At 69.7% G+C, this 19,041-nt stretch carries 15 protein-coding genes; 10 read left to right on the forward strand and 5 right to left on the reverse strand.

Annotated features, from left to right (window positions below):
* Positions 1–6: 6 nt before the first annotated feature.
* The 3 genes from ASD28_RS08370 to ASD28_RS08380 all read right to left on the reverse strand — a co-directional run bounded on the left by ASD28_RS08370 (position 7) and on the right by ASD28_RS08380 (position 5,212).
* Positions 7–807 (reverse strand): alpha/beta hydrolase, encoded by an 801-nt coding sequence (locus tag ASD28_RS08370; RefSeq protein ID WP_056126268.1) that lies wholly within the window; start codon positions 805–807, stop codon positions 7–9.
* Positions 808–953: 146 nt separating this feature from the next.
* Positions 954–2,741, reverse strand: coding sequence for a phytase (locus tag ASD28_RS08375; RefSeq protein ID WP_056126271.1), 1,788 nt, complete (start codon positions 2,739–2,741; stop codon positions 954–956).
* Complete coding sequence (locus ASD28_RS08380) at positions 2,741–5,212, reverse strand: TonB-dependent receptor (protein WP_056126273.1); 2,472 nt, start codon at positions 5,210–5,212, stop codon at positions 2,741–2,743. Before ASD28_RS08380 ends, ASD28_RS08375 begins: the two co-directional genes overlap by 1 nt.
* Positions 5,213–5,464: 252 nt before the next feature.
* Here ASD28_RS08380 and ASD28_RS08385 point away from each other — a divergent pair, with 252 nt between their 5' ends.
* From ASD28_RS08385 to ASD28_RS31725, 8 genes are all read left to right on the forward strand, one after another.
* A complete protein-coding gene (locus tag ASD28_RS08385) occupies positions 5,465–6,304 on the forward strand; it encodes a GGDEF domain-containing protein (RefSeq protein ID WP_056126275.1) in 840 nt (279 codons plus the stop codon).
* Positions 6,280–7,317: an AraC family transcriptional regulator gene (locus ASD28_RS08390; protein WP_229412280.1), complete on the forward strand. Its 1,038-nt coding sequence runs from the start codon at positions 6,280–6,282 to the stop codon at positions 7,315–7,317. Before ASD28_RS08385 ends, ASD28_RS08390 begins: the two co-directional genes overlap by 25 nt.
* A gap of 120 nt (positions 7,318–7,437) precedes the next feature.
* Positions 7,438–7,650 (forward strand): tautomerase family protein, encoded by a 213-nt coding sequence (locus ASD28_RS08395; RefSeq protein ID WP_056126276.1) that lies wholly within the window; start codon positions 7,438–7,440, stop codon positions 7,648–7,650.
* A gap of 118 nt (positions 7,651–7,768) precedes the next feature.
* Positions 7,769–8,326, forward strand: a complete 558-nt coding sequence (locus ASD28_RS08400; protein ID WP_082577590.1) for a type II secretion system protein — start codon at positions 7,769–7,771, stop codon at positions 8,324–8,326.
* A gap of 106 nt (positions 8,327–8,432) precedes the next feature.
* Entirely contained in the window at positions 8,433–11,000 is a 2,568-nt protein-coding gene (locus tag ASD28_RS08405; protein ID WP_082577589.1) for a PAS domain S-box protein, read from the forward strand.
* A 173-nt stretch (positions 11,001–11,173) separates the two neighbouring features.
* Positions 11,174–11,665: a type VI secretion system tube protein Hcp gene (locus ASD28_RS08410; protein ID WP_056126282.1), complete on the forward strand. Its 492-nt coding sequence runs from the start codon at positions 11,174–11,176 to the stop codon at positions 11,663–11,665.
* A gap of 12 nt (positions 11,666–11,677) precedes the next feature.
* Positions 11,678–12,169: a BPSL0067 family protein gene (locus ASD28_RS31720; protein ID WP_156403958.1), complete on the forward strand. Its 492-nt coding sequence runs from the start codon at positions 11,678–11,680 to the stop codon at positions 12,167–12,169.
* Positions 12,166–12,630 (forward strand): hypothetical protein, encoded by a 465-nt coding sequence (locus ASD28_RS31725; RefSeq protein WP_156403957.1) that lies wholly within the window; start codon positions 12,166–12,168, stop codon positions 12,628–12,630. Before ASD28_RS31720 ends, ASD28_RS31725 begins: the two co-directional genes overlap by 4 nt.
* Before the next feature lie 48 nt (positions 12,631–12,678).
* Here ASD28_RS31725 and ASD28_RS08415 read toward each other — a convergent pair whose 3' ends face one another.
* The gene (locus ASD28_RS08415) at positions 12,679–13,662 is read right to left on the reverse strand and encodes a GlxA family transcriptional regulator (protein ID WP_056126283.1); all 984 of its coding nucleotides are present in this window, start codon (positions 13,660–13,662) and stop codon (positions 12,679–12,681) included.
* 92 nt (positions 13,663–13,754) lie between these two features.
* Between ASD28_RS08415 and ASD28_RS08420 the strand changes: the two genes are divergently transcribed.
* Both ASD28_RS08420 and hisN read left to right on the forward strand, forming a co-directional pair.
* Entirely contained in the window at positions 13,755–14,555 is an 801-nt protein-coding gene (locus ASD28_RS08420) for an MBL fold metallo-hydrolase (RefSeq protein WP_056126285.1), read from the forward strand.
* Positions 14,556–14,598: 43 nt separating this feature from the next.
* The gene (gene hisN, locus ASD28_RS08425) at positions 14,599–15,405 is read left to right on the forward strand and encodes a histidinol-phosphatase (RefSeq protein WP_056126287.1); all 807 of its coding nucleotides are present in this window, start codon (positions 14,599–14,601) and stop codon (positions 15,403–15,405) included.
* On the opposite strand, the gene ASD28_RS08430 is transcribed toward hisN, so the two are convergent.
* Entirely contained in the window at positions 15,382–18,972 is a 3,591-nt protein-coding gene (locus ASD28_RS08430; protein WP_056126289.1) for a GAF domain-containing protein, read from the reverse strand. The two genes, hisN and ASD28_RS08430, sit on opposite strands and share 24 nt — an antisense overlap.
* Positions 18,973–19,041: the final 69 nt, after the last annotated feature.

The raw sequence follows: 19,041 nt of genomic DNA on the forward strand, positions 1-19,041 counted from the left end.
GTTTTATCATGCAGGCAGCTTCAGGATCCAGTCCAGCAGCGGCCGGGCCGCGTCTTCCCAGTGCGGATCGAGCATCAGCGCATGCGCCAGCTGCGGCACGAGGTGCGGTTTCACGCCGAAGTAGGTCGCGGTGCCGCGCACGGCGTCGGGACGGATGAAGCGGTCGTCCTCGCCGCCCAGCACGAACACGGGCGGCGCCTGCCAGGGCATCGGCGCGAACGGCCGCCAGCCCTGCAGTTCGATGCCCACGTGGCGCGACTCGCCCTGCACGCGGCGCGCGAAGCGGGCATAGTCGGCATCGGGCAGGTCGTCGGAAAAGAGGTGGCGGCGCATGACGTCCGGGTCGAGCGTCCGCGGTTCGGCCAAGGAGAGGCGCGCCAGTTGCTGGAACAGGTCGGGCGAGGACAGCATCATCTGCCACGCCGAATACGCGAGGCCCCACGGCGGCACGGACGCGAGCAGCGCGACGCCGGCCGCGTGCCCGCCGCTGCGGATCCAGTCCTGCACGACGGCGCCGCCGAGCGAGTGGCCGACGACGACCAGCGGCCCGTCGCCCAGCCGCGCGATGGTCGTGCGCAGGTCCTCGGTGTAGTCGGCCAGGCGCCAGTCGTTCAGCCGTTCGCGCCCGCCGCTGCCGCCATGGCCGCGCAGGCTGAGCGCATGCACTTCGAAGCCGGCGTCGGCGAACCAGGGCAGGACGTGTTCGTCCCACACCCAGGCCCCCACGCAGATGCCGTGCACCAGCAGCAGGCGCGGACTGTCCGGACGGGGCGCCGCCGGGCGGCGCGTGATCAGTTCGAGTTCCATGCGGTCGTCGTGAGTCGCTCTCGACTGTATGGTAGCGCAAACGTCATGACCATGTAATACTGTCGTTCCCGCGGAAGCGGGAACCCATGCAGAGCGTCCTGATCGCCTCAGTATGGGTCCCCGCCTGCGCGGGGACGACGGTCACTTCAGTCGCCGAGCCTCAACGCTCTTGCGACGTCCTCCCACGCCACCAGCTTGAAGTTCTGCGGCCCGTCCGGCAGCCGCTTGTGGCCATCCTGCACGACGAGCAGGCCTTTGCCATACGGCCCGCCCAAGCGCGCGGACGTGACGTCCAGTCCATCCGTCTCGGACGTCCCGTCGATACTCCTGGCCGCGTCGATGCCGATCCGGAACGCGCCGCGCACCGTGAACGGCGCCGTGGCATCGAGCACGACATAGCTGTCGTTGCCCTGGCTCGACACGACGACCCAGCTGCCCGTCTTGCCGTGATAAACGCCCATGCCTTCGACGTCCGCATGCAGCAGGCCGCCCACCGGCAGCACGAGGCGCGGCGTCATCGGCTTCGCTGCGTCGGCATCCGCCACCCACAGGCCGCGCTTTTCCTCGCCCATGAACAGCAAGCCGGTGCGTTCGTCCGCCACGCAACCCTCCGGCTGGCTCGCGAGGCGCCAACTGCGCGCCAGGGTCGCGCCGAACTGGCCGTCCGTACGCGTGATTCGGTATTGCTGGAAGCGTCCGTCCTTGTCGTTGACGATGGCATCCAGCCCGCCTTGCGGCGTGCGATAGAGGCAGGCGCCGTAGATGTCGGACAGCGTCGTGGGCAGGCGCGCGGCTTCCTTGACGGTGCCGTTGCCGTCGATGGCGAACAGCACGATCGCGTTCTCGTCGCGCTGCGTGGCCATCGCGAGATCGACGCGGACGCCGGCGCCGAACGCGAGGTCCTGGCGCACGTCCACGTTGTTCAGGCGGCCCGCTTCCAGCAGCTGCGTCTGGCGGCCCGCGAGGTCGTACACGAGCAGGCCCTGTTTCTTGTTCGTGCCGAGGATGCGCGCGCCGTCCGGGTCCGCCGGGTGGATCCAGAGCGCGGGATCGTCGGCGGCGTCGCCGGCGCGCGCGACGGGCGCAGTCTGCGCGCGCGGCAGCACGATCGGCAGCGCCGCCTGCTTCGATGCCGACGCTTTCCATGCCAGGCCGGCATCCTTCCAGCCGGCGTCCGTGCGCGCGAGCAGGCGCGCGCCGGATGCCAGCGCGTGTGCATTCAAAGGCAGCGCAGCCTGTTCGCGCCACGTGTCGCCCGCGCGGCGCCATGCGTGCAGCGTGCCGCGTCCGTCCAGCGCGGCCACGCCGCCGGGCAATACGGCGATGGCGCCCGCACCCTTGGCCAGCTTGCCGAACGGCGCCGCCAGTGCGACCGGCACGCGGGCGCCGGCGCTTTCCGGAGCGGCGTCGTAGGCCCACAGGCCCAGGCCACTTTCGGCCACGTACAGCGTCGCCTCCGTATCGTCCACGCGGCAGTGCTTCACGTGCGGCGGCAGCGCCATGTGGCGCACCAGGCGGGCCGGCTCGCCCAGCAGCCATTGCTGCGCCCGGCCATCCTTCGCGATCAGGAACGCGTGGTCGAGGTGCTGCGCGTCGCGGTACAGGCAGGCCGCTTCGATGCCGAAGCCGGTCTCGGGCAGCGGGGGCAGGGCGTGCAGGCCCTTCGCATCGATGCGGACGGGGACCGCGCGTTCGGCGTTCGCATCGACGACGAGCGCCAGGCCGTCGCGCACGTCGAACTGGCGGCCGCGCACGGCGACGCCGGCGCGCTCGTTACCGCTGCCATCGACGAGGCGCAGCGCGTGCTTGTCCAGCGCAAGCCAGCCGCCGCCGGGCAGCGCGGCCAGCTCGTTCGCACCGTGCAGCGCGGGCGGGATGACTTGCGCGTGGGCCGTCGTGGCGACCAGGACGGCGTACAGGAAGATTGCTTTCATCAGAACAGGCTCGCTTTCAGGCCGATCTTGTACGTGCGGCCGTAGCGTTCGTACTGGACGTTGTGGCCCTTCACGCCCTGGTACACGTAATAGGTTTCGTTGTTCAAGTTCGCGGCGTCGAACGACAGCTGCCAGCGCTTGCCCAGTTGCCAGGCGAGCGAGAAGTCGACCTGCTTCTGCGCGTCGACGATATGGTCCTGCATCGGGTCGCTCACGTCCCCGCCCAGCTCCAGCAGATACGGCGACTTGTAGTTGACGGCGATGCGCGTGGACAGCGGACCCGCCTCGTACCCCAGCATCACGTTCGCCATGCGCTGCGCCTGGCCCGGCATGCGGATGCTGCGACCGCCGATGTCCGCGCTGGACGATGTGAGCGTCGCGTTGGCGCCGACGAGCAGGCCGTTGAACGGCGCGGGCAGCATGCGCAGCGGCTGCTGCCAGGCCAGTTCGACGCCGCGCACGTCGGCGTCGTCGCCGTTCGCATACGATGTGGCGGTCGTATAGCCCACCCACCGGCCGGTGCCCGCGAGGTTGGCGGCATACGTGAAATTGCGGATGTCCTTGTAGAACGCATAGGCCGATACGACGCCGCCGCTGCCCAGGATGCGCTCGATGCCGATGTCGAGATTGTGGGCCTTCAGCGGCGCGAGGTCCGGGTTGCCGATCGTCGCCTCGGTGGCGCTGGCCAGGCTGATGCCGGGCGCCAGCTGGCTGAAGTTGGCGCGCACGACGGCGTTCGTCCACGCGGCACGCACGCTCGTGGCGCGGTCGATGTCGTAGCGCAGCTGCACGCCGGGCAGCCAGTTGGTGTAATTGCGATCTGCGTGGCGCGGCGTGATCGTGCTGCCTGCCACCTCGTTGCCGTCGGCCGCGAAGCGCGTCCGTTCGGCGCGCACGCCGGCCAGGATCGTCCACGGACCGCGCATGAAGCTCGCCTGCACATAGCCGGCATCGATGTCTTCGCGCATGCCGTAGTCGTTCAGTGCCGATTCGGCGACCAGGCGCGCCGCGGCGCGATCGAGCCCCGCCACGCGGGCCCGGATCAGCACCGGATCGAGCGCGGCGCCGATCGTGCCCGGCGCATGGTCCACGCTGGCGCCGCTCGTGAACGCGGACATCGACGTCGAGCCCGGGCCCCAGTAATTGCCGCTCGTGGCCTTGTTGCTGCTGTAGGCCCACTGGTTCGTGTCGTTGTCCTTGTCGCGCCGGATCGCCTTGGTGCCGAATTTCACGGTGCCGCGCCAGTCGCCCGCGTCGACGTCGCGCGCGAGGTCCACGCGCAGCTGGTGCGTGCGGTCGGACGAATAACGCTGCTGCAGCGTGATGGCGTTCAGCGCATAGCTGGCCGGATCGAACACGGCCGCGGGCGCGATCAGGTGCGGCTGCATGCCGTCCGTGAAGCCGATGCCGGCAAAGCTGGACGTGCCGCGGAAACGGCCGTCGTTCAGCGATTCGGGCGTGTCTTCGCTGGCGCGCGTGCCGGCCGCTTCCGCGTGGATCTTCCACGCGTCGATGCGGTGATCGGCGGCGAGGCTGACGGAGCGGATCTCCTGCGTGTACTTGCGCTGGCGGATGCGGCGTTCCACGCGGGCCGTATCCGTCGCGCCTTCGGCCAGCGCGCCGCCCTTGACGTTGCCGACGGTCAGGCGGTCGCGCACCTCGTCGTCCGAAAAGCGCGACAGGAAGCTGCGCAGCGCGACGCTGGTGCCTGCATCGGGACGCCAGTCGACGTTCAGCGCGCCCGCGCGGCGCGTGCGCGCCGGCAGGTAGTCGCGCAATTCGAAGCCGGACAAACGGTTGCCGCTCCACGCGCCGCCCGTCTCCACGTTGTCCGAGCCGAACCTGCGCTTCTCTCCCGACAGGCCGGCCGCGATGCCGAGCGTGCCGCCCGTGAAGCGCTGCGCCCACAGCGCGTTGGCGGATGGGCTGGTGCGGTGCGTGAGGTCGTCGTGGCTGGCGGCCGCGCCCACGCTGAGCAGGCGGCCCGGCAGGTCGAACGCGGACAGGGTCTTGACGTCGATGCTGCCGCCCAGCGCGTTCGCGTCCTGGTCGGGCGTGAGGGTCTTGGTGACGGCCAGTTCGCGGATCAGGCCTGCCGGCAGCACGTCCAGCGCGACGGCGCGGCGCGACGCTTCCGGCGACGGCACGGTCGCGCCGTTGATGGTGACGCTGTTGTAGTCGGCATCCAGGCCGCGCACGACGACGTAGCGGCCTTCGCCCTGGTCGCGCTGCACGGCGACACCCGGCAGGCGGGCCAGCGCCTCGGCGGCGTTCTTGTCCGGCAGGCCGCCGATGTCGTCGCTGCTGACGACGGAGACGATGTTGTCGGCCTTTTCCTGCGCCGCGATGGCGTGCGCGAGGCTGGCGCGCTGGCCGGTCACGACGACGGTGTCGGCCGCGTGGACGCCGCCGGCGGCCAGCAGGCCCGCGCCGAGCGCTGTCAAAGTCTTGGGAAGATCGAGAGGTCGCATTGTTGTTCTGTCAGGACGTGGTTGGAATGCGGCGCATTCTCGGCACCGAATATGACGGGTCGGTGACGTCCGGCGCCGCGCCAGGCCGTACGACCGCGGAATGAGCCGAATTGACCCGGCACGCCCGCGGCCAGACCGTCCGCGGCGCTCGGGAAACGCGTGCGGCATGAGCCGTTCGGACCCGTGCGCCTGTCATCAACCTGTCACACGCCCGCGCTACCTTCGGCCGTCATTTTTCGCAACCGCGCCGCCATGCCTGCCTTCGTCCGTCCGCTCCTCGTCCTCGCCTGCGCATTGGCCGCATTCGCCGCGATGTACGCGTCCGCCGGGACGTTTAAACCGTTCGCGAGCTGGCACTGGATGGACATCGTCGACGAGGGCGGCACCGCGCTGATGGCGCTCGTGTGGTGCCTGATCGTGCTGGCGAGCCGGCCGGACGGACGCGTGACGCGGCTGCTGGCCGGCGGCCTTGCGTGCATCACGCTCGGCTCGTGGGCCGACTGCCTGGACGAGTTCTGGCGCATCGACAAGGACGCGCTGTGGGACAACGCGCTGGAAGGTCTCGTGCCGTTCGGGATGCTCGTGCTGACGGCGGGGCTGTACTACTGGCGCCGCGAGCAGGCGCTGCTGGCGGACCACCTGCGCAAGCGCGAGCGCCTGTTCCGCAGCCACCGGCCGTTCGACCGCGTCACGCAGCTGGCCGACGCCGGCTACCTGCGCGAGCAGCTGCGCCGCACGACAGGGACCGTGGTCCTGCTCGACATCGACGGCTTCCACCGCATCAACCGCGAGCACGGAAGGGCGGAAGGCGACCGGGTGCTGCAGGCCGTCGCGCACATGCTGCTGCTGAACCTGCGCAACGACGACCTGCTGTGCCGCTACGCGGGCGACCGCTTCGCCGTGCTGATGCCGGACCTCGCCGTGGACGCCGCCGCGGACGCCGCGCGCCACCTGTGCGCGATGGTCGGCGCCATGCGTCATCATGCGGGCGCGCGCCGCGTGGCACTGAGCCTGCGCCACGAGTGCGCGCCGGCCGACGGCGCGCCCGAGATCCTGCTGGCGGACCTGTGCCGCCGGATGGACGCGGCGTGATCGCCTGGTGCGCGGCGGCCGACCCGGCTATCCCGGGCTATCTGCAGCCGGCTCTCGTGCTCGAATACGGCCGCGCGGCCGATGCGGACGACGCCGTCCTGCTGCGCGACACGGGCCTGGCCGATCCGCTCGACCGGGCGGCGCCGGTGTCGGCGAGCCAGCTCCTGCGCCTGCTCGCGAACACATTGCGCGCACTGGACAGCCCGGACACGTCGTTCATGCTGGGCCAGCTGCTGCTGCCGGGCCACGACGGCGCGGCCAGCCACGCGCTCGTGCAGGCGCCCACGTTGCGCGCGCTGCTCGAGACGCTGTGCCGCTGGCATGCGCGCCTCACGCCCCTGCTGCGTCCGCGCCTGGAGACGTGGGGCGACGTGGCGCTGCTGTACTGGGTGGACAGTCACGGCGCGCCGGGGCTGCGTCCCGCGCTGGTCGAGATGCACATGACGGCCGTCGTCGCGCTGTGCCGCTGGCTCGGCGGGGACAGGCTGCCGTGGCGCTTCTGCTTCAACCGCGCGGCCCCGCGTCACGTCGAGCAGCACCACGTCCACCTGGGGAGCGCGCTGCGGTTCGACTGCCAGCTGGACGCCATGCTGATCGATGCGGCCTGGCTCGACCGCCCCTGGCCGCGCGGAAACGGCGTCGCGGCCGGCCTCGCGCAGGCGGCAGCCGCCGCGGAACCCGAACGGCCGCCTGGCCTGCTGGCCGCGCTGTACGACTACCTGCTGGAGCGGGTGCGCGCCGCGCCCACGCTGGAGCGCACGGCCCACGATTTCGGCGTCAGCCCGGCCACGCTGAAGCGCCAGCTGCTGCGCCATCACACGCATTTCCAGGCCGAGCTGGACCAGGTGCGCACGCACGTCGCGCTGTGGCTGTTCCAGGCCCGCCGGCTCGACAATGAAGCGGCCGCGGCCTACCTGGGCTTCCACGACGCCGCCAATTTCCGCCGTTCGTTCAAGCGCTGGACGGGCATCACGCCGGGACCGCTGCGGCTCGCGCTGGACGCGGCCCTGTGAGCATCATTGTTGGGCGAGGTTGAACGGACTTCGCCATTTCTCCACGTTTATCGCATCGGCGCGAACGCCGACAATGCGTGCATCGGCGACATCCGTCGCCATTCACGACAAGGAGAGATCATGCCATTCGCAAATTTCAAATTCCCCGCAGGCGTCGTCGACGCGGCGCGCAAGGAAGAGATCATCCACCGCACGACGGCCATGTTCGTCGAGTATTTCGGCGAGCAGGCCCGGCCTTATTCGATGGTGCTGGTGGAAGAGGTCGCCGACGGCGGCTGGGGCAGGGCGGACGAGACGCTGACCCTGGCCAAGATGGGCCTGGCCAAGCCGTAGAGACGCAAGGTTACAACGGTCGGCCAACCAAATGATAGAAATGGGGCGAGTGTATTGATATACTGAAACGATTCTTTGTGGAAAAGAATGTAACCAGCTTATCTATCGAGCGCGCGCCATGTATCGACATCAAAATGGAATTCACGTCCCGACTGCCGGACGGACCCGGGGCTTCACGCTGATCGAATTGATCGTCGTCATCGTCATCCTGGGCGTCCTGTCCGCGGTCGCGTTGCCGAAATTCGCCGACCTCGGGGGCGACAGCCGCAAGGCGTCGATCCAGGCGCTGACCGGCTCCGTCAACACGGGCATCAAGCTGGTCAAGTCGCTGACCGCGATCCGCGGCGCCGGCACGCCGCTCGCCATCGCGAACCTGACGAACGTCGACATGGACGGCACCAACATCCGTGTCTGGAGCGGCTACCCCGACCGGTGGTGCGACGGCATCGGCTCGGTGGTGCAAGGCCTGACGGTGCCGGCCAACGGCTGCTACCTGTCCTCGGCGGCGGTCGAGGCCGACGGCTACACGTTCTATGGCTACGGCAACAACAAGATCCCGAACGGCGATGCCGGATGGCGCATCGAGAGCGCGCCGAATCCCACGCAATGTTCCGTGCAGTATTCGTATGACGGCACCGGCGTCCCCACCGTCAAGGCGAATACCAGCGGTTGTTGAGTCCGGAGAAACCCGGCACAGCTTGATTGCACCTGCAATGCATTAGCGCGCCACGGCGGCGTGCTTTTCGGTAGCATGGGGTGTCAATACGAGCGATACCGTGCCGATGGAGATCCCAACCCCTGCCGCCTCCTGCGTGGACGACGTGCTCATCACGGAGGAACTGGCGCGGCGTCCGCGCCGGGCGCCGGACTACGCGGCCGAAAATCGCGCGATGGCTGCGCTCGCCCGGCAACTGGCCGCCGATCCGCACGGTGTTCCGCAGAAACTCGCCGAACTGGTGCTCGAATTGTGCAATGCCGGTTCGGCCGGCATCAGCCTCCTCGAGGAACAGGACGGGGGCCGCTATTTCCGCTGGCACGCGGCGGCGGGGCTGTTCGCGGAGCATCTTGGCGGCACGATCGCTTTCGACGTCAGCCCGTGCGGCGTCGTAGTCGACCGCAATCAAACCATGCTCATGCGGTACGGCGAGCGCTGCTTCGCGGCGATGGCCGGCTTCGACCCGCCGATGATCGAAAACCTGCTCGTGCCGTGGACGGCCCAGGGCCGCGCGGTGGGCACGGTGTGGGTGATCAGCCATCGCCCCGACCGGGAATTCGATGCCGAGGATGCGCGCGTGCTGCGCAACCTGGCCGACTTCGCGGCCGCCGCCTACCAGACCATCGTCGCGCTCGAGGAAACGGCCGAGGGCCGGCGCGAACTGATGCAGGCGGCCGAGGAACGCACGCGCGTGCTGGCGGGGCACAACCGCATGCTCGAACACGAGATCGCGCAGCGCCGCCAGGCCGACGACGCGCTGCGCGCCAGCGAGCAGCGCTACCGCGACCTGATCGGCGCGATCCCGGCCGGCGTCGTCGCCTGCGATGCGGCGGGAACGGTCGTGTTCCACAACGCCTGCGCCGACGCGCTGTGCGGCGGCCCGCCCGGCGAGGCGCCCGCATGCTGGGGGCCGGAGGCGTGCGCGCACAACGGCCACCGGCTGGAAAACTTCACGGCGCCGCTGCGCGAGGTGCTGGCCGGGGGACATTCCGTCGTCGACCGCGAGCTGACGATCGAACGGCCGGACGGCAGCCGCATCGACGTCCTGCTCAACATCACGCCGCTGCGCGACCATGCGGGGCGTATCGCCGGCGCCGTCAACATCGTGCAGGACATCACGGCGCGCAAGCGCGTCGAGGACGAGCTGCGGGTGTCGGAACAGCGCTTCCGCACGCTGGCGAATACCGTGCCCGTGCTGATCTGGCAGAACGACGAAGCAGGCCGCAACGTGTTCGTCAACCAGTACTACCTCGATTTCACGGGCAAGGCATTCGAGGACGTGATGGGCATGGGCTGGCACGAACTGGTGCATCCGGACGACGCGCCCGCGTACATCGCCGACTACATGGATGCCGTGCGCACGCGCCGGCCCTGGCGCAACGTCGACCGCGTGCGCCGCCACGACGGCCAGTGGCGCTGGTTCGACAGTTACGCGCAGCCGCTGTTCGCGCCGGACGGCAGCTACGCGGGCCACGTCGGCGCTTCGCTCGACATCACGGACGCCGTGCTGGCCGAGCAGGCGTTGAAGGAAACGGACCGCCGCAAGGACGAATTCCTGGCCGTGCTGGCGCACGAGCTGCGCAACCCGCTCGCGCCGATCAGCAACGCGGTGCACCTGCTGCGCCACCCGGACGGCCGCCGCCGCGCCGACCGCCTCGTCGAGATGCTGGGCCGCCAGGTGCGCCAGATGATCAAGCTCGTCGACGACCTGCTCGAGATCTCGCGCATCACCCGCGACAAGATCGAGCTGCACCGGCAGCCGCTGCTGCTGGCCGACGTCGTGCACGGCGCCGTCGAGACGAGCCGGCCGCTGATCGACCAGCACCACCACCAGCTGGACGTGCGCCTGCCCGACGAAGCGCTGACGCTGAACGCGGACAGCGTGCGCCTCACGCAGGTGCTCGCGAACCTCCTGAACAACGCGGCCAAGTACACGGACCAGGGCGGCAGGATCGCGCTGGAGGCGCGGCGCGACGGCCTGGAAGTCGAGATCGCGGTGCGCGACAACGGCATCGGCATCCCGGCCGGCCACCTGCCCGCGGTGTTCGACATGTTCACGCAGGCGCACCGCGCGGCCGGGCGCGGGCAGGGCGGGCTCGGGATCGGCCTCGCGATGGTGCGCAGCCTCGTGCTGATGCATGGCGGGACCGTGGAGGCGAAGAGTGCCGGGACGGGGCTGGGCAGCGAATTCATCGTGCGCCTGCCGCTGGCCGAACCGCCCGACGCCGCCCACGACGGCGCCGCCGCGGGGGCGGGCGCGGCGCCGCTGGCGGGGCAGCGCATCCTCGTCGTGGACGACAACCAGGACGCCGCCGACACGCTCGCGATGCTGCTGGACGCGGACGGCGCCAAGGCGCGCGCCGTGTACGACGGCCCGTCCGCGCTGGCCGCGTTGCCGGTCCTGCGGCCGCACACGGTGCTGCTCGACCTGGGCATGCCGGACATGGACGGCCTCGAAGTGGCGCGCCGCATCCGCGCCGATCCCGCCTGGTCCGGCGTGCGCATCGTCGCGCTGACGGGGTGGGGGCAGGAGAGCGACCGCGAACGCACGCGCGGGGCCGGGTTCGATTTTCACCTCACCAAGCCGGTCGACCTGAACGTGCTGCACGCGTGGCTCGGCGCGGGCCGTGCGTAGGTGCCTCCGCACCCCGGCCAGCCGTTAAGCACCCGTTCACCCTTAATAGATTTCCCCTCTAGCTGCGATGTGGCAGGACTGTTGATTTGCCTCCTTCAATACACTGACTCCAGCCAACGTCGGTGCCGCGCCGTAGAGCAAAAATCCCCGTTTCACTCGCAACGGAGGAACACATGCTTGACGCTTATTTGCAAATCGGGGACATCAAGGGCGAATCGATGGACGATAAGCATCGCCAGTGGATAGAAGTCCACAACGTTTCGTCGGGTGTAACTCAGCCGAGAGCCACGGCCATATCGACGGCCGGTGGACACACCAGCGGCAAGGCTGAGGTTCACGAAGTCGTTTTTGACAAGCTGGCCGACATCGCCTCACCTGTCCTCTTCCAAACCTGTGCGGCAGGAAAGACGCTACCCAAAGCCACGTTTCATTTCTTCAGGGCCGACGGCGACGGTTCCCGCGTCAAATACTTCGAAATCGAACTTGAGAATGTGATGCTGTCCAGCGTCCTCCCGACTAGCGGAAATGGCGGAATCATCACGGAAAAGGTTCACTTGGCGTCGTCCGAGTTCAAATGCACGTACATTCAGCAGAAGATCGGCGGCGGTGCTGGTGGTAGCACGGCGGGAGGCTGGGATTCAGCAGCGAATCGAATCTGCGCCTGATGGGAGGCCACCATGCCGCATCCGGTTGTCTACACTGGCGACATGAACGCGCTAGTCAAGGAGTGGGAAGGTAAGTGGAGGCAGACGTTCAAGGAACAGGGAACAGAAGGATTGAAACACCTGAGGATCGGAAACGGCGAATGTGTAGCTCTGCCGCAAGGATTAACGAGTGTTGGCTGGACTGGACGATGGCAACGGGGTGACCGCGTCATTGATGTCGCAAAGACGCTCAAGCCGGGGACCGTTATTGCGAATTTCAAGCTCATCGACGGAAAGTGGCACTATCCTCGCCCTCCCGCCATCGTGCATGGACACCATGCCGCTTTATTCATGGGAGCGGACTCGTACAGCGGCGGCAAGGCGTTGCGCATCCAGATGTTCGACCAGTGGCGCAGTGGCGAGGGAAAATGGCCTAGCCCTCGGTGGGTGAAGGCGCAATCTGCACCATCGCCAAGGCAACCATGCGACAGGGCGGAAGAATTCTACGTGGTGCTCGTCCCATGAAACGAAACCTCATTGCAGCACTCATCCTGTCGACTTCCGCCACCGCCCATGCTGGCGTCTACAAGTGCCCTTCGACCTACCCCGGCAAGGAGTCGCCGGGACTTCCGCTCACTAGCGCAATGATGATGTGGGGCGAGAGACCTACTGACGGAACAATCTATCCAAGCGGCTGGTTGAGGGGGGACGATCGCCCCGCCAAGGACGGCATCGACATCCTTTACGGTCTTTCTGAGCCTCCAGAGCCGAATTGGCTCGTCTGTGAGTACGGCTCGCATAAGCGAATCAAGGGCCGTTTCCACGACGGGCACGAATGGGGACAATACATGGAGGGCCACGGAAAAGAGTCGTGGTTTATTCGGCTGGCGCCCGAAGACGTAAACTGTACGCAGCAAACCCGGGAAATCAAGTCACGCAAGCCCAGTGCATGGACGGTAACGGCGACTTGTACAGGTCAGCCATGAAGCGATACCCGCGAGAGAACGCGCGATGTTCGTTTCAGCAGAAATCACTTAGCCGTCCGCACCACGCCGGAAGGCCTTGCGGTACGCCGCCGGCGACGTCTGCAGCGCGGCGCGGAAGTGCTGGCGCAGCGACAGCGCGGAGCCGAAGCCGGCCTCCTGCGCCACGACCTCGACGGCCGCATCCGATGTCTCCAGCATCCAGCGCGCGTGCGCCAGCCGCTGGGCCAGCAGCCATTGCTTGAACGACGTGCCCGTCGCCTGGCGGAAGTGGCGCGTGAAGTTACGCCGGCTCATGGCGGCGCGCTGGGCCAGGTCGTCGATGCCGTGTTCCTCGCCGAGGTGGCGCGTCACCCACTCCAGCACCGCGGACAGGCGGCCGTCGCTGGGCGACGCGGGCAGCGGCCGTTCGATGAACTGGGCCTGGCCCCCTTGCCGGTGCGGCGCCACGACGAGCATGCGCGCCACGTGGTTCGCCGCGTCCGCACCGCACAGCCGGCGCATCAGGTGCAGGCAGCAGTCGATGCCCGCCGCCACGCCCGCCGACGTCAGCACGTCGCCATCGTCCACGTACAGCACGTCCGGATCGACTTTCACGCGCGGGTGGCGCCGCGCCAGCTCGGCGGCGAGGGCCCAGTGCGTGGCGACCGTGCGGCCGTCCAGCAGGCCCGCCTCGGCCACTGGGAACGCGCCGAGGCACAGCGCGACGATGCAGGCGCCGCGCGCATGCGCCGCACGCAGCGCGTCCAGCAGCGCGGGCGGCGCGGGGCGGCAGTCGTCGTACCAGGCGGGCATGACGACGATGTCGGCATCCCGCAGCGCTTCCAGGCCGTGGCTCGGCACGATGCCGAAGCCGGCGCTCGTGGCCAGCGGCGCATCCGTGCCGGCGCCGCACACCGTCAGCGCGAAGTGCGATCTCGCATCCGCGCCGGGACGGCCGCTGAACACGAGGCAGGGCACGGACAGGTGGAAGGGCGTCATGCCGTCGAAGGCAATGACGGCGACACGCCAGGTGGACGGTTCGGTTCGGGACATGGCCCGATTATATCGAAGGTTGTCCTCCGGGCCACTGTCGGGCAACCGTCCGCACCGCGAGAATGGCGTCACACACACCAAGGAGAGACACCATGCAAGTGACCCAGATCCGCAATGCCACCCTGCTCATCGAATACGCCGGCAAGACTTTCCTCGTCGATCCGCTGCTGGCCGACAAGGGCGCCTACCCCGGCTTTGCCGGCACGGCCAACAGCCACCTGGCGAATCCGCTCGTCGACCTGCCCGTGCCGTTGGCGACGCTGTTCGACGTGGACGCCGTGCTCGTCACGCACTTGCACGCCGACCACTGGGACGACGCCGCGCGGCGCGAGCTGCCGCGCGCATTGACCGTGTTCGCGCAGAACGACGCCGATGCGCAGGCCATCCGCGCCGACGGCTTCACGGATGTGCGCACGCTGTCGGCGCAAGGCGACACGCCGTTCGACGGCATCCGCATCGCCCAGACGCGCGGCCAGCACGGCAGCGACAGCGTCATGGCCGCCATCGGCGCGCGCATGGGCGAAGTGAGCGGCCTCGTGCTGCGTCATCCGGACGAGCCCACGCTGTACATCGCCGGCGACACGGTGTGGAACGTGCACGTGGCGGCCGCGCTGGAAACGTACGATCCGGACGTCGTCGTGCTGAACTGCGGCGACGCGCAGGTGCCGGGCCTGGGGCCGATCATCATGGACCTGGACGACGTGGCCAGTGTGGTGAAGGCGGCGCCGCGGGCGGCCATCGTCGCGAGCCACCTGGAGGCCGTGAATCACTGCATGCTGTCGCGGGCCGAGCTGCGGGCGTGGGTGGAGACGCACGACCTGGTGGCGCGGGTGCGCGTGCCCGACGATGGCGAAGCGTGCGTATTTCACCAAGCCGCCGCGGGTTCGCGGTAGGATGGCGGAGGCGGCGCCGTGCCGCCTTGCTGCGAGATAGCCGATGCCCATCGATGCCACCGAATTCGACGAGTACCTGCAGTTCGCCAACGAGCTGGCCGACGCGGCCGCCGGCGCCATCCTGCCGCATTTCCGCGCCGGCAGCGGCGCCGAGAACAAGAGCGCGCACGGCTTCGATCCCGTGACCGCGGCCGACCGCGGCGCCGAGCGCGTGATGCGCGCGCTGATCCGCGCCCGCTACCCGCACCACGGCATCCTCGGTGAAGAGGAGGGCAAGGAAGAGAGTCAATGCGGGCGGGGGGAGGGCCTGACGTGGGTGCTCGATCCCATCGACGGCACCAGGGCCTTCCTCCTCGGCCTGCCGCTGTGGGGCACGCTGATCGCGCTGAACGACGGCACGCGCCCGGTACTGGGTCTCATGAACCAGCCTTTTACGCGCGAGCGCTTCGTCGGCACGGCGCACTGCGCGTGGAACGGCGGCCACGTGCTGCACACGCGCCCGTGCGCGCAGCTGGCGGACGCGCACGTGATGTGCACGTCGCCCGACATTTTCGATCCCGCCCAGCGCATCGCGTTCGACGCCGTCGCAAGCCGCGCGCGGCTGCTGCGCTATGGCGGCGACTGCTACGCCTATTGCATGCTGGCGTCCGGCCTCGTCGACGCCGTCGTCGAGGCGGGCCTGCAGCCGTGGGACGTGCAGGCGCTGGTGCCCATCATCGAAGGGGCGGGTGGCGTGATCACGGCGTGGGATGGCGGCGACGTGCAGCACGGCGGCACGGTGCTGGCGTGCGGCGACCGGCGCCTGCACGCGCAGCTGATGGACGAGTTACGCGCCCAGCCACGCGGCTAGCGCCGCCAGATCGACCGGCTTGGTCATGTGATGATCGAACCCGGCAGCGCGCGTGCGCGCGCGGTCGGCCTGCTGGCCCCAGCCCGTGAGGGCGACGATGCGCACATGCGCATGGCCTTCCGCGCGGATGGCGCGCGCGACGTCGAAACCGTCCATCTCCGGCATGCCCAGGTCGAGCAGCACGACGCTGGGCGCGAACGCCGGCAGCGCCGCCAGCGCGGCCGGGCCGCCGTACACGGCCCGTGCCCGCGCCCCGTGCATGTCCAGCAGCTGGGCCAGCGTGTCGGCCGCGTCGGCGTTGTCGTCCACGACGAGGACGCGGTGGCCGGCCAGCGCCGCGCACGTCGTCCCCGCCTCGCCGTCCGGCGCCGTGTCGTGCAGCAGGGGCAGCCGCACGACGAATTCGCTGCCGCAGCCCGGGCCCGCGCTGTGGGCTTCCACCGTCCCGTCGTGCATCTCGACGAGCTTGCGCACGATGGCGAGGCCGATGCCCAGGCCGTCGCCATCGCCCCGGTCGCCCAGGTGCGGCTGCGCGAACATGTCGAACACGTGGGGCAGCTGCGCGGCCGGGATGCCGCGGCCGTTGTCGCGCACCCGCAGCGCGACGGCGCTGCCTTCGCGCCGGGCGAGCAGGTCGATGCGGCCGCCCGCGCCGGTGTACTTGGCGGCGTTGTTGATCAAATTCGTGAGCACCTGCGTGAGGCGCACGGCGTCGCCGTGCACGACGAGGGATGCGTCGGGCTCCGTCACGTCGAGGACGTGGCCGGCGCGTTCGATCTGCGGGCGGCTCGCCTCGACGGCGTCGCGCACGATGTCGGCCAGCGCCAGCGCGCGCCGGTCCAGTTCGATCTTGCCGCGCGAGATGCGCGCGATCTCCATCAGGTCGTCGACGAGCTTGACGATCTGCCGCACCTGGCGCTCGACGATGCCCGTGAGACGATCGGCGGCATCGCGGCTGTCGGCGCGGCGCATCAGCTGGATCGCGTTGCTGATCGGCGCGAGCGGATTGCGCAGCTCGTGCGCCAGCGTGGCCAGGAATTCGTCCTTGCGCCGGTCCGCGTCCTTCAGCGCCTGCTCGGCGCGCACGCGCTCGATCGCGGCCCACGTGCGTTCGGCCGCTTCGCGCACGAGGTTCACTTCGGCCGCGTTCCAGTGCCGCGGCGCCGCGTGGTGCACGCAGAACACGCCGGCGATGCGCCCGCCGGAATACAGCCCGACGCCGACGTGGGATGCGATGCCGACGCCGATCCAGCCGGCGCGCGTGGCGCTGTCCGTGTGCGGGTCGCGCGCGGTGTCCTCGACGATGAAGGGTTCGCCCCGCTCGAACGCGGCGAGCGCCCGCGCGCCCAGCGACGGCATCGGATACGTGCCGGCCAGCGACGCGACGCCCTCCACGTGGTCGCGCCGGATGTGGACGCGGCCTTCCTCGAATTCGCCGATCAGCACGCGGCTTGCGCCCAGGTGCGCGGCCACCATGCGCGTGGCCGTCGTCTCGATCGCGTCGGCATCGTCCAGCGAGCGCATCGCGTCGGACAGGCGCAGCAGGAAGGCCGCCCGTTCCTCGCTCTCGCGCAGACGCGCTTCCAGCATGCGCCGGCCGGTCGTGTCGCGCGAGACGCCCACGACCTGCTCGACCGTTCCGTCCTCGGCCAGCACGGGCCCCCAGCGGAACTGGAAATAGGCGCTGGTGCCGGTGGGGCTCGTGAAATACACCTCGTCCTGGATGGTGACGCCGGTGCGGAAGATGGTGTCGAGGTGGCCGTCCAGGCGCGCGGCCAGGTCGGACGGGAAGTCCAGGTCGGCGAAGCTGCGGCCCACGAGCGCGCCGACTGCCATGCCGTACAGTTCTTCCATCGCGCGGTTGACGTAGACGAAGCGGTGCGCGCGGTCGAACGCGTAGACGAAGTCGGGCAGCGCATCCATCGTCGTCGCGACGAAGCGCGACTGGCGCATCAGTTCCGCGTGGGCGGCCTCGCGCTCGGCCTGCGCCTGCGCGCGCTCGACGGCGGCCCAGGTGCGCTCGGCCGTCTCCTGCATGACGGCCAGGTCGGGGACGCTCCAGGCGCGCGCCTGGCCGTGGTGCGCGAACAGGATCGCGACGAGGCGGCCGTCCTTCACGAGCGGCACGTCGGCCACGGAGAGGGCGCCGAGCGCGGCATGCGCGTCGCGTGCGGCCGCGTCGAGCTCGCGATCGGACAGGATATCCGGCCGCACGACCGGCCGGCCCTTGCGCAGCGCGGCCAGCAGGCCGGGACCGAAGTCGGCGTAGCGCATCTTGCTGCCGAACGCGGACGCACTCGAGCCGTCCGCATGGGTGACGATCAGGTGCTCGCCGTCGCCGCAGTCGGCCGCATAGCCGATCCGGTCGACGCCGAGATGGGCGCGCAGCACGCGCGCGGCTTCTTCCTGGATGCGGCGCGGGTCGGCCAGCGGGCGCAGGGCATCGTTCAGGCGCAGCAGGAAGGCCTGGCGCCGCTCGTCGTCACGTCTTGCCGCTTGGCTGCGGTGGCGTTCGATGGCGCCGGCCGCCGTGCGCACGAGCAGGTCGAGCAGGCCCGTGCCGTCCGCCGCGGGCGGCCGCACGAGCGCGAGGCGCAAGGTGCCGAGCACGGTGCCGTCGTGGGCTATCAGGGGGAGCGCATACGGCGCATCCGTCGCGGCGGCGCGCGCGCCGGGCACGACTTCGTTGCGGTAGCCGGCGGCGGCGCCGTGCGTGCGCTGCGCCACGATGGAGCGCCCCGCATCCGCGCCGGCGGCAAGTTCGATGCGGCCGTAGGCGGCGCCCGCCAGCGCGCAGGCGCGGTTCAGCACCGGGGCCAATGCCGCGGGCAGGTCGGCCTCGCTGGGCGGCGCCACGTGCAGTTCGAGCAGCGGTCGCAGGATTGCGGGACTGGCCAGCAGCGCGGCTTCGGCGGTGCCCCCGGCGCGCGTCTCGACGTGATGGCGCAGCGTCGCGAGGCCGCGCTCGACCTGGCTTGCCGGCTGCGCCTCGTCCAGCGCCTTCACGACCTGGTGCGCGGCCGCGGCGAACGACGACAGTTCCGCCAGCAGGCGCGCATCCTCGGCATCGAACCGCCGCTCGGGATCGTGGGCGATGACCCAGACGGTGCCGATCGGCTGGTCGTCGATCGCCCAGGGCACGAGCAGGCATTCGAGCAGCGGCGGGCCGTCGCAGCGCAAAGAGGCGAAGCGGCGTGCCGGCCCATCGAACAGCAAGGTCGTATTGCGTTCGATGACGACGCCGCACGGGCTGTCTCCGCGCGGCACCGCGCCGCCGAGCGCAGCGGCGTGCGCGCCGGCCAGCGCGTGCCAGCGGAAGACGTCGCCATGGGGACCGGACTCCAGGACGCTGACGCCGGCCGTGCCGGCACGGCACAGCTGCAACGCGAGTTCGGCGAGCCGCTGCACGACGCCGCGCGGATGGGTCACGAGCTCCTGGCCGAGCAGCGTGAGGGCGCGGCTCTCCGCGCGGTGATCGGGTGCACGCACCGGGCGGCGTGCGAGTTCGTGCGTGATCAAGACTTCGTCGAGGGTCACCTCGACATTGCCCGTGTCGTTATGCGTCATGTCTTCTCGTCCGTTGTCATTCCGGGCAGACTCTCCGCGGCTGAACCGCGAACGGGAAGAATAGGGTCA

Source organism: Massilia sp. Root133 (genome assembly GCF_001426525.1).
GTDB lineage: Bacteria > Pseudomonadota > Gammaproteobacteria > Burkholderiales > Burkholderiaceae_D > Telluria > Telluria orientalis.

Coding starts and splice junctions, on each gene's coding strand:
- ASD28_RS08370 (WP_056126268.1), bottom strand. CDS start 807: ATGGAACTCGAACTGATCACGCGCCGCCCGGCGGCGCCCCGTCCGGAC.
- ASD28_RS08375 (WP_056126271.1), bottom strand. CDS start 2,741: ATGAAAGCAATCTTCCTGTACGCCGTCCTGGTCGCCACGACGGCCCAC.
- ASD28_RS08380 (WP_056126273.1), bottom strand. CDS start 5,212: ATGCGACCTCTCGATCTTCCCAAGACTTTGACAGCGCTCGGCGCGGGC.
- ASD28_RS08385 (WP_056126275.1), top strand. CDS start 5,465: ATGCCTGCCTTCGTCCGTCCGCTCCTCGTCCTCGCCTGCGCATTGGCC.
- ASD28_RS08395 (WP_056126276.1), top strand. CDS start 7,438: ATGCCATTCGCAAATTTCAAATTCCCCGCAGGCGTCGTCGACGCGGCG.
- ASD28_RS08400 (WP_082577590.1), top strand. CDS start 7,769: ATGTATCGACATCAAAATGGAATTCACGTCCCGACTGCCGGACGGACC.
- ASD28_RS08405 (WP_082577589.1), top strand. CDS start 8,433: ATGGAGATCCCAACCCCTGCCGCCTCCTGCGTGGACGACGTGCTCATC.
- ASD28_RS08410 (WP_056126282.1), top strand. CDS start 11,174: ATGCTTGACGCTTATTTGCAAATCGGGGACATCAAGGGCGAATCGATG.
- ASD28_RS31720 (WP_156403958.1), top strand. CDS start 11,678: ATGCCGCATCCGGTTGTCTACACTGGCGACATGAACGCGCTAGTCAAG.
- ASD28_RS31725 (WP_156403957.1), top strand. CDS start 12,166: ATGAAACGAAACCTCATTGCAGCACTCATCCTGTCGACTTCCGCCACC.
- ASD28_RS08415 (WP_056126283.1), bottom strand. CDS start 13,662: ATGTCCCGAACCGAACCGTCCACCTGGCGTGTCGCCGTCATTGCCTTC.
- ASD28_RS08420 (WP_056126285.1), top strand. CDS start 13,755: ATGCAAGTGACCCAGATCCGCAATGCCACCCTGCTCATCGAATACGCC.
- hisN (WP_056126287.1), top strand. CDS start 14,599: ATGCCCATCGATGCCACCGAATTCGACGAGTACCTGCAGTTCGCCAAC.
- ASD28_RS08430 (WP_056126289.1), bottom strand. CDS start 18,972: ATGACGCATAACGACACGGGCAATGTCGAGGTGACCCTCGACGAAGTC.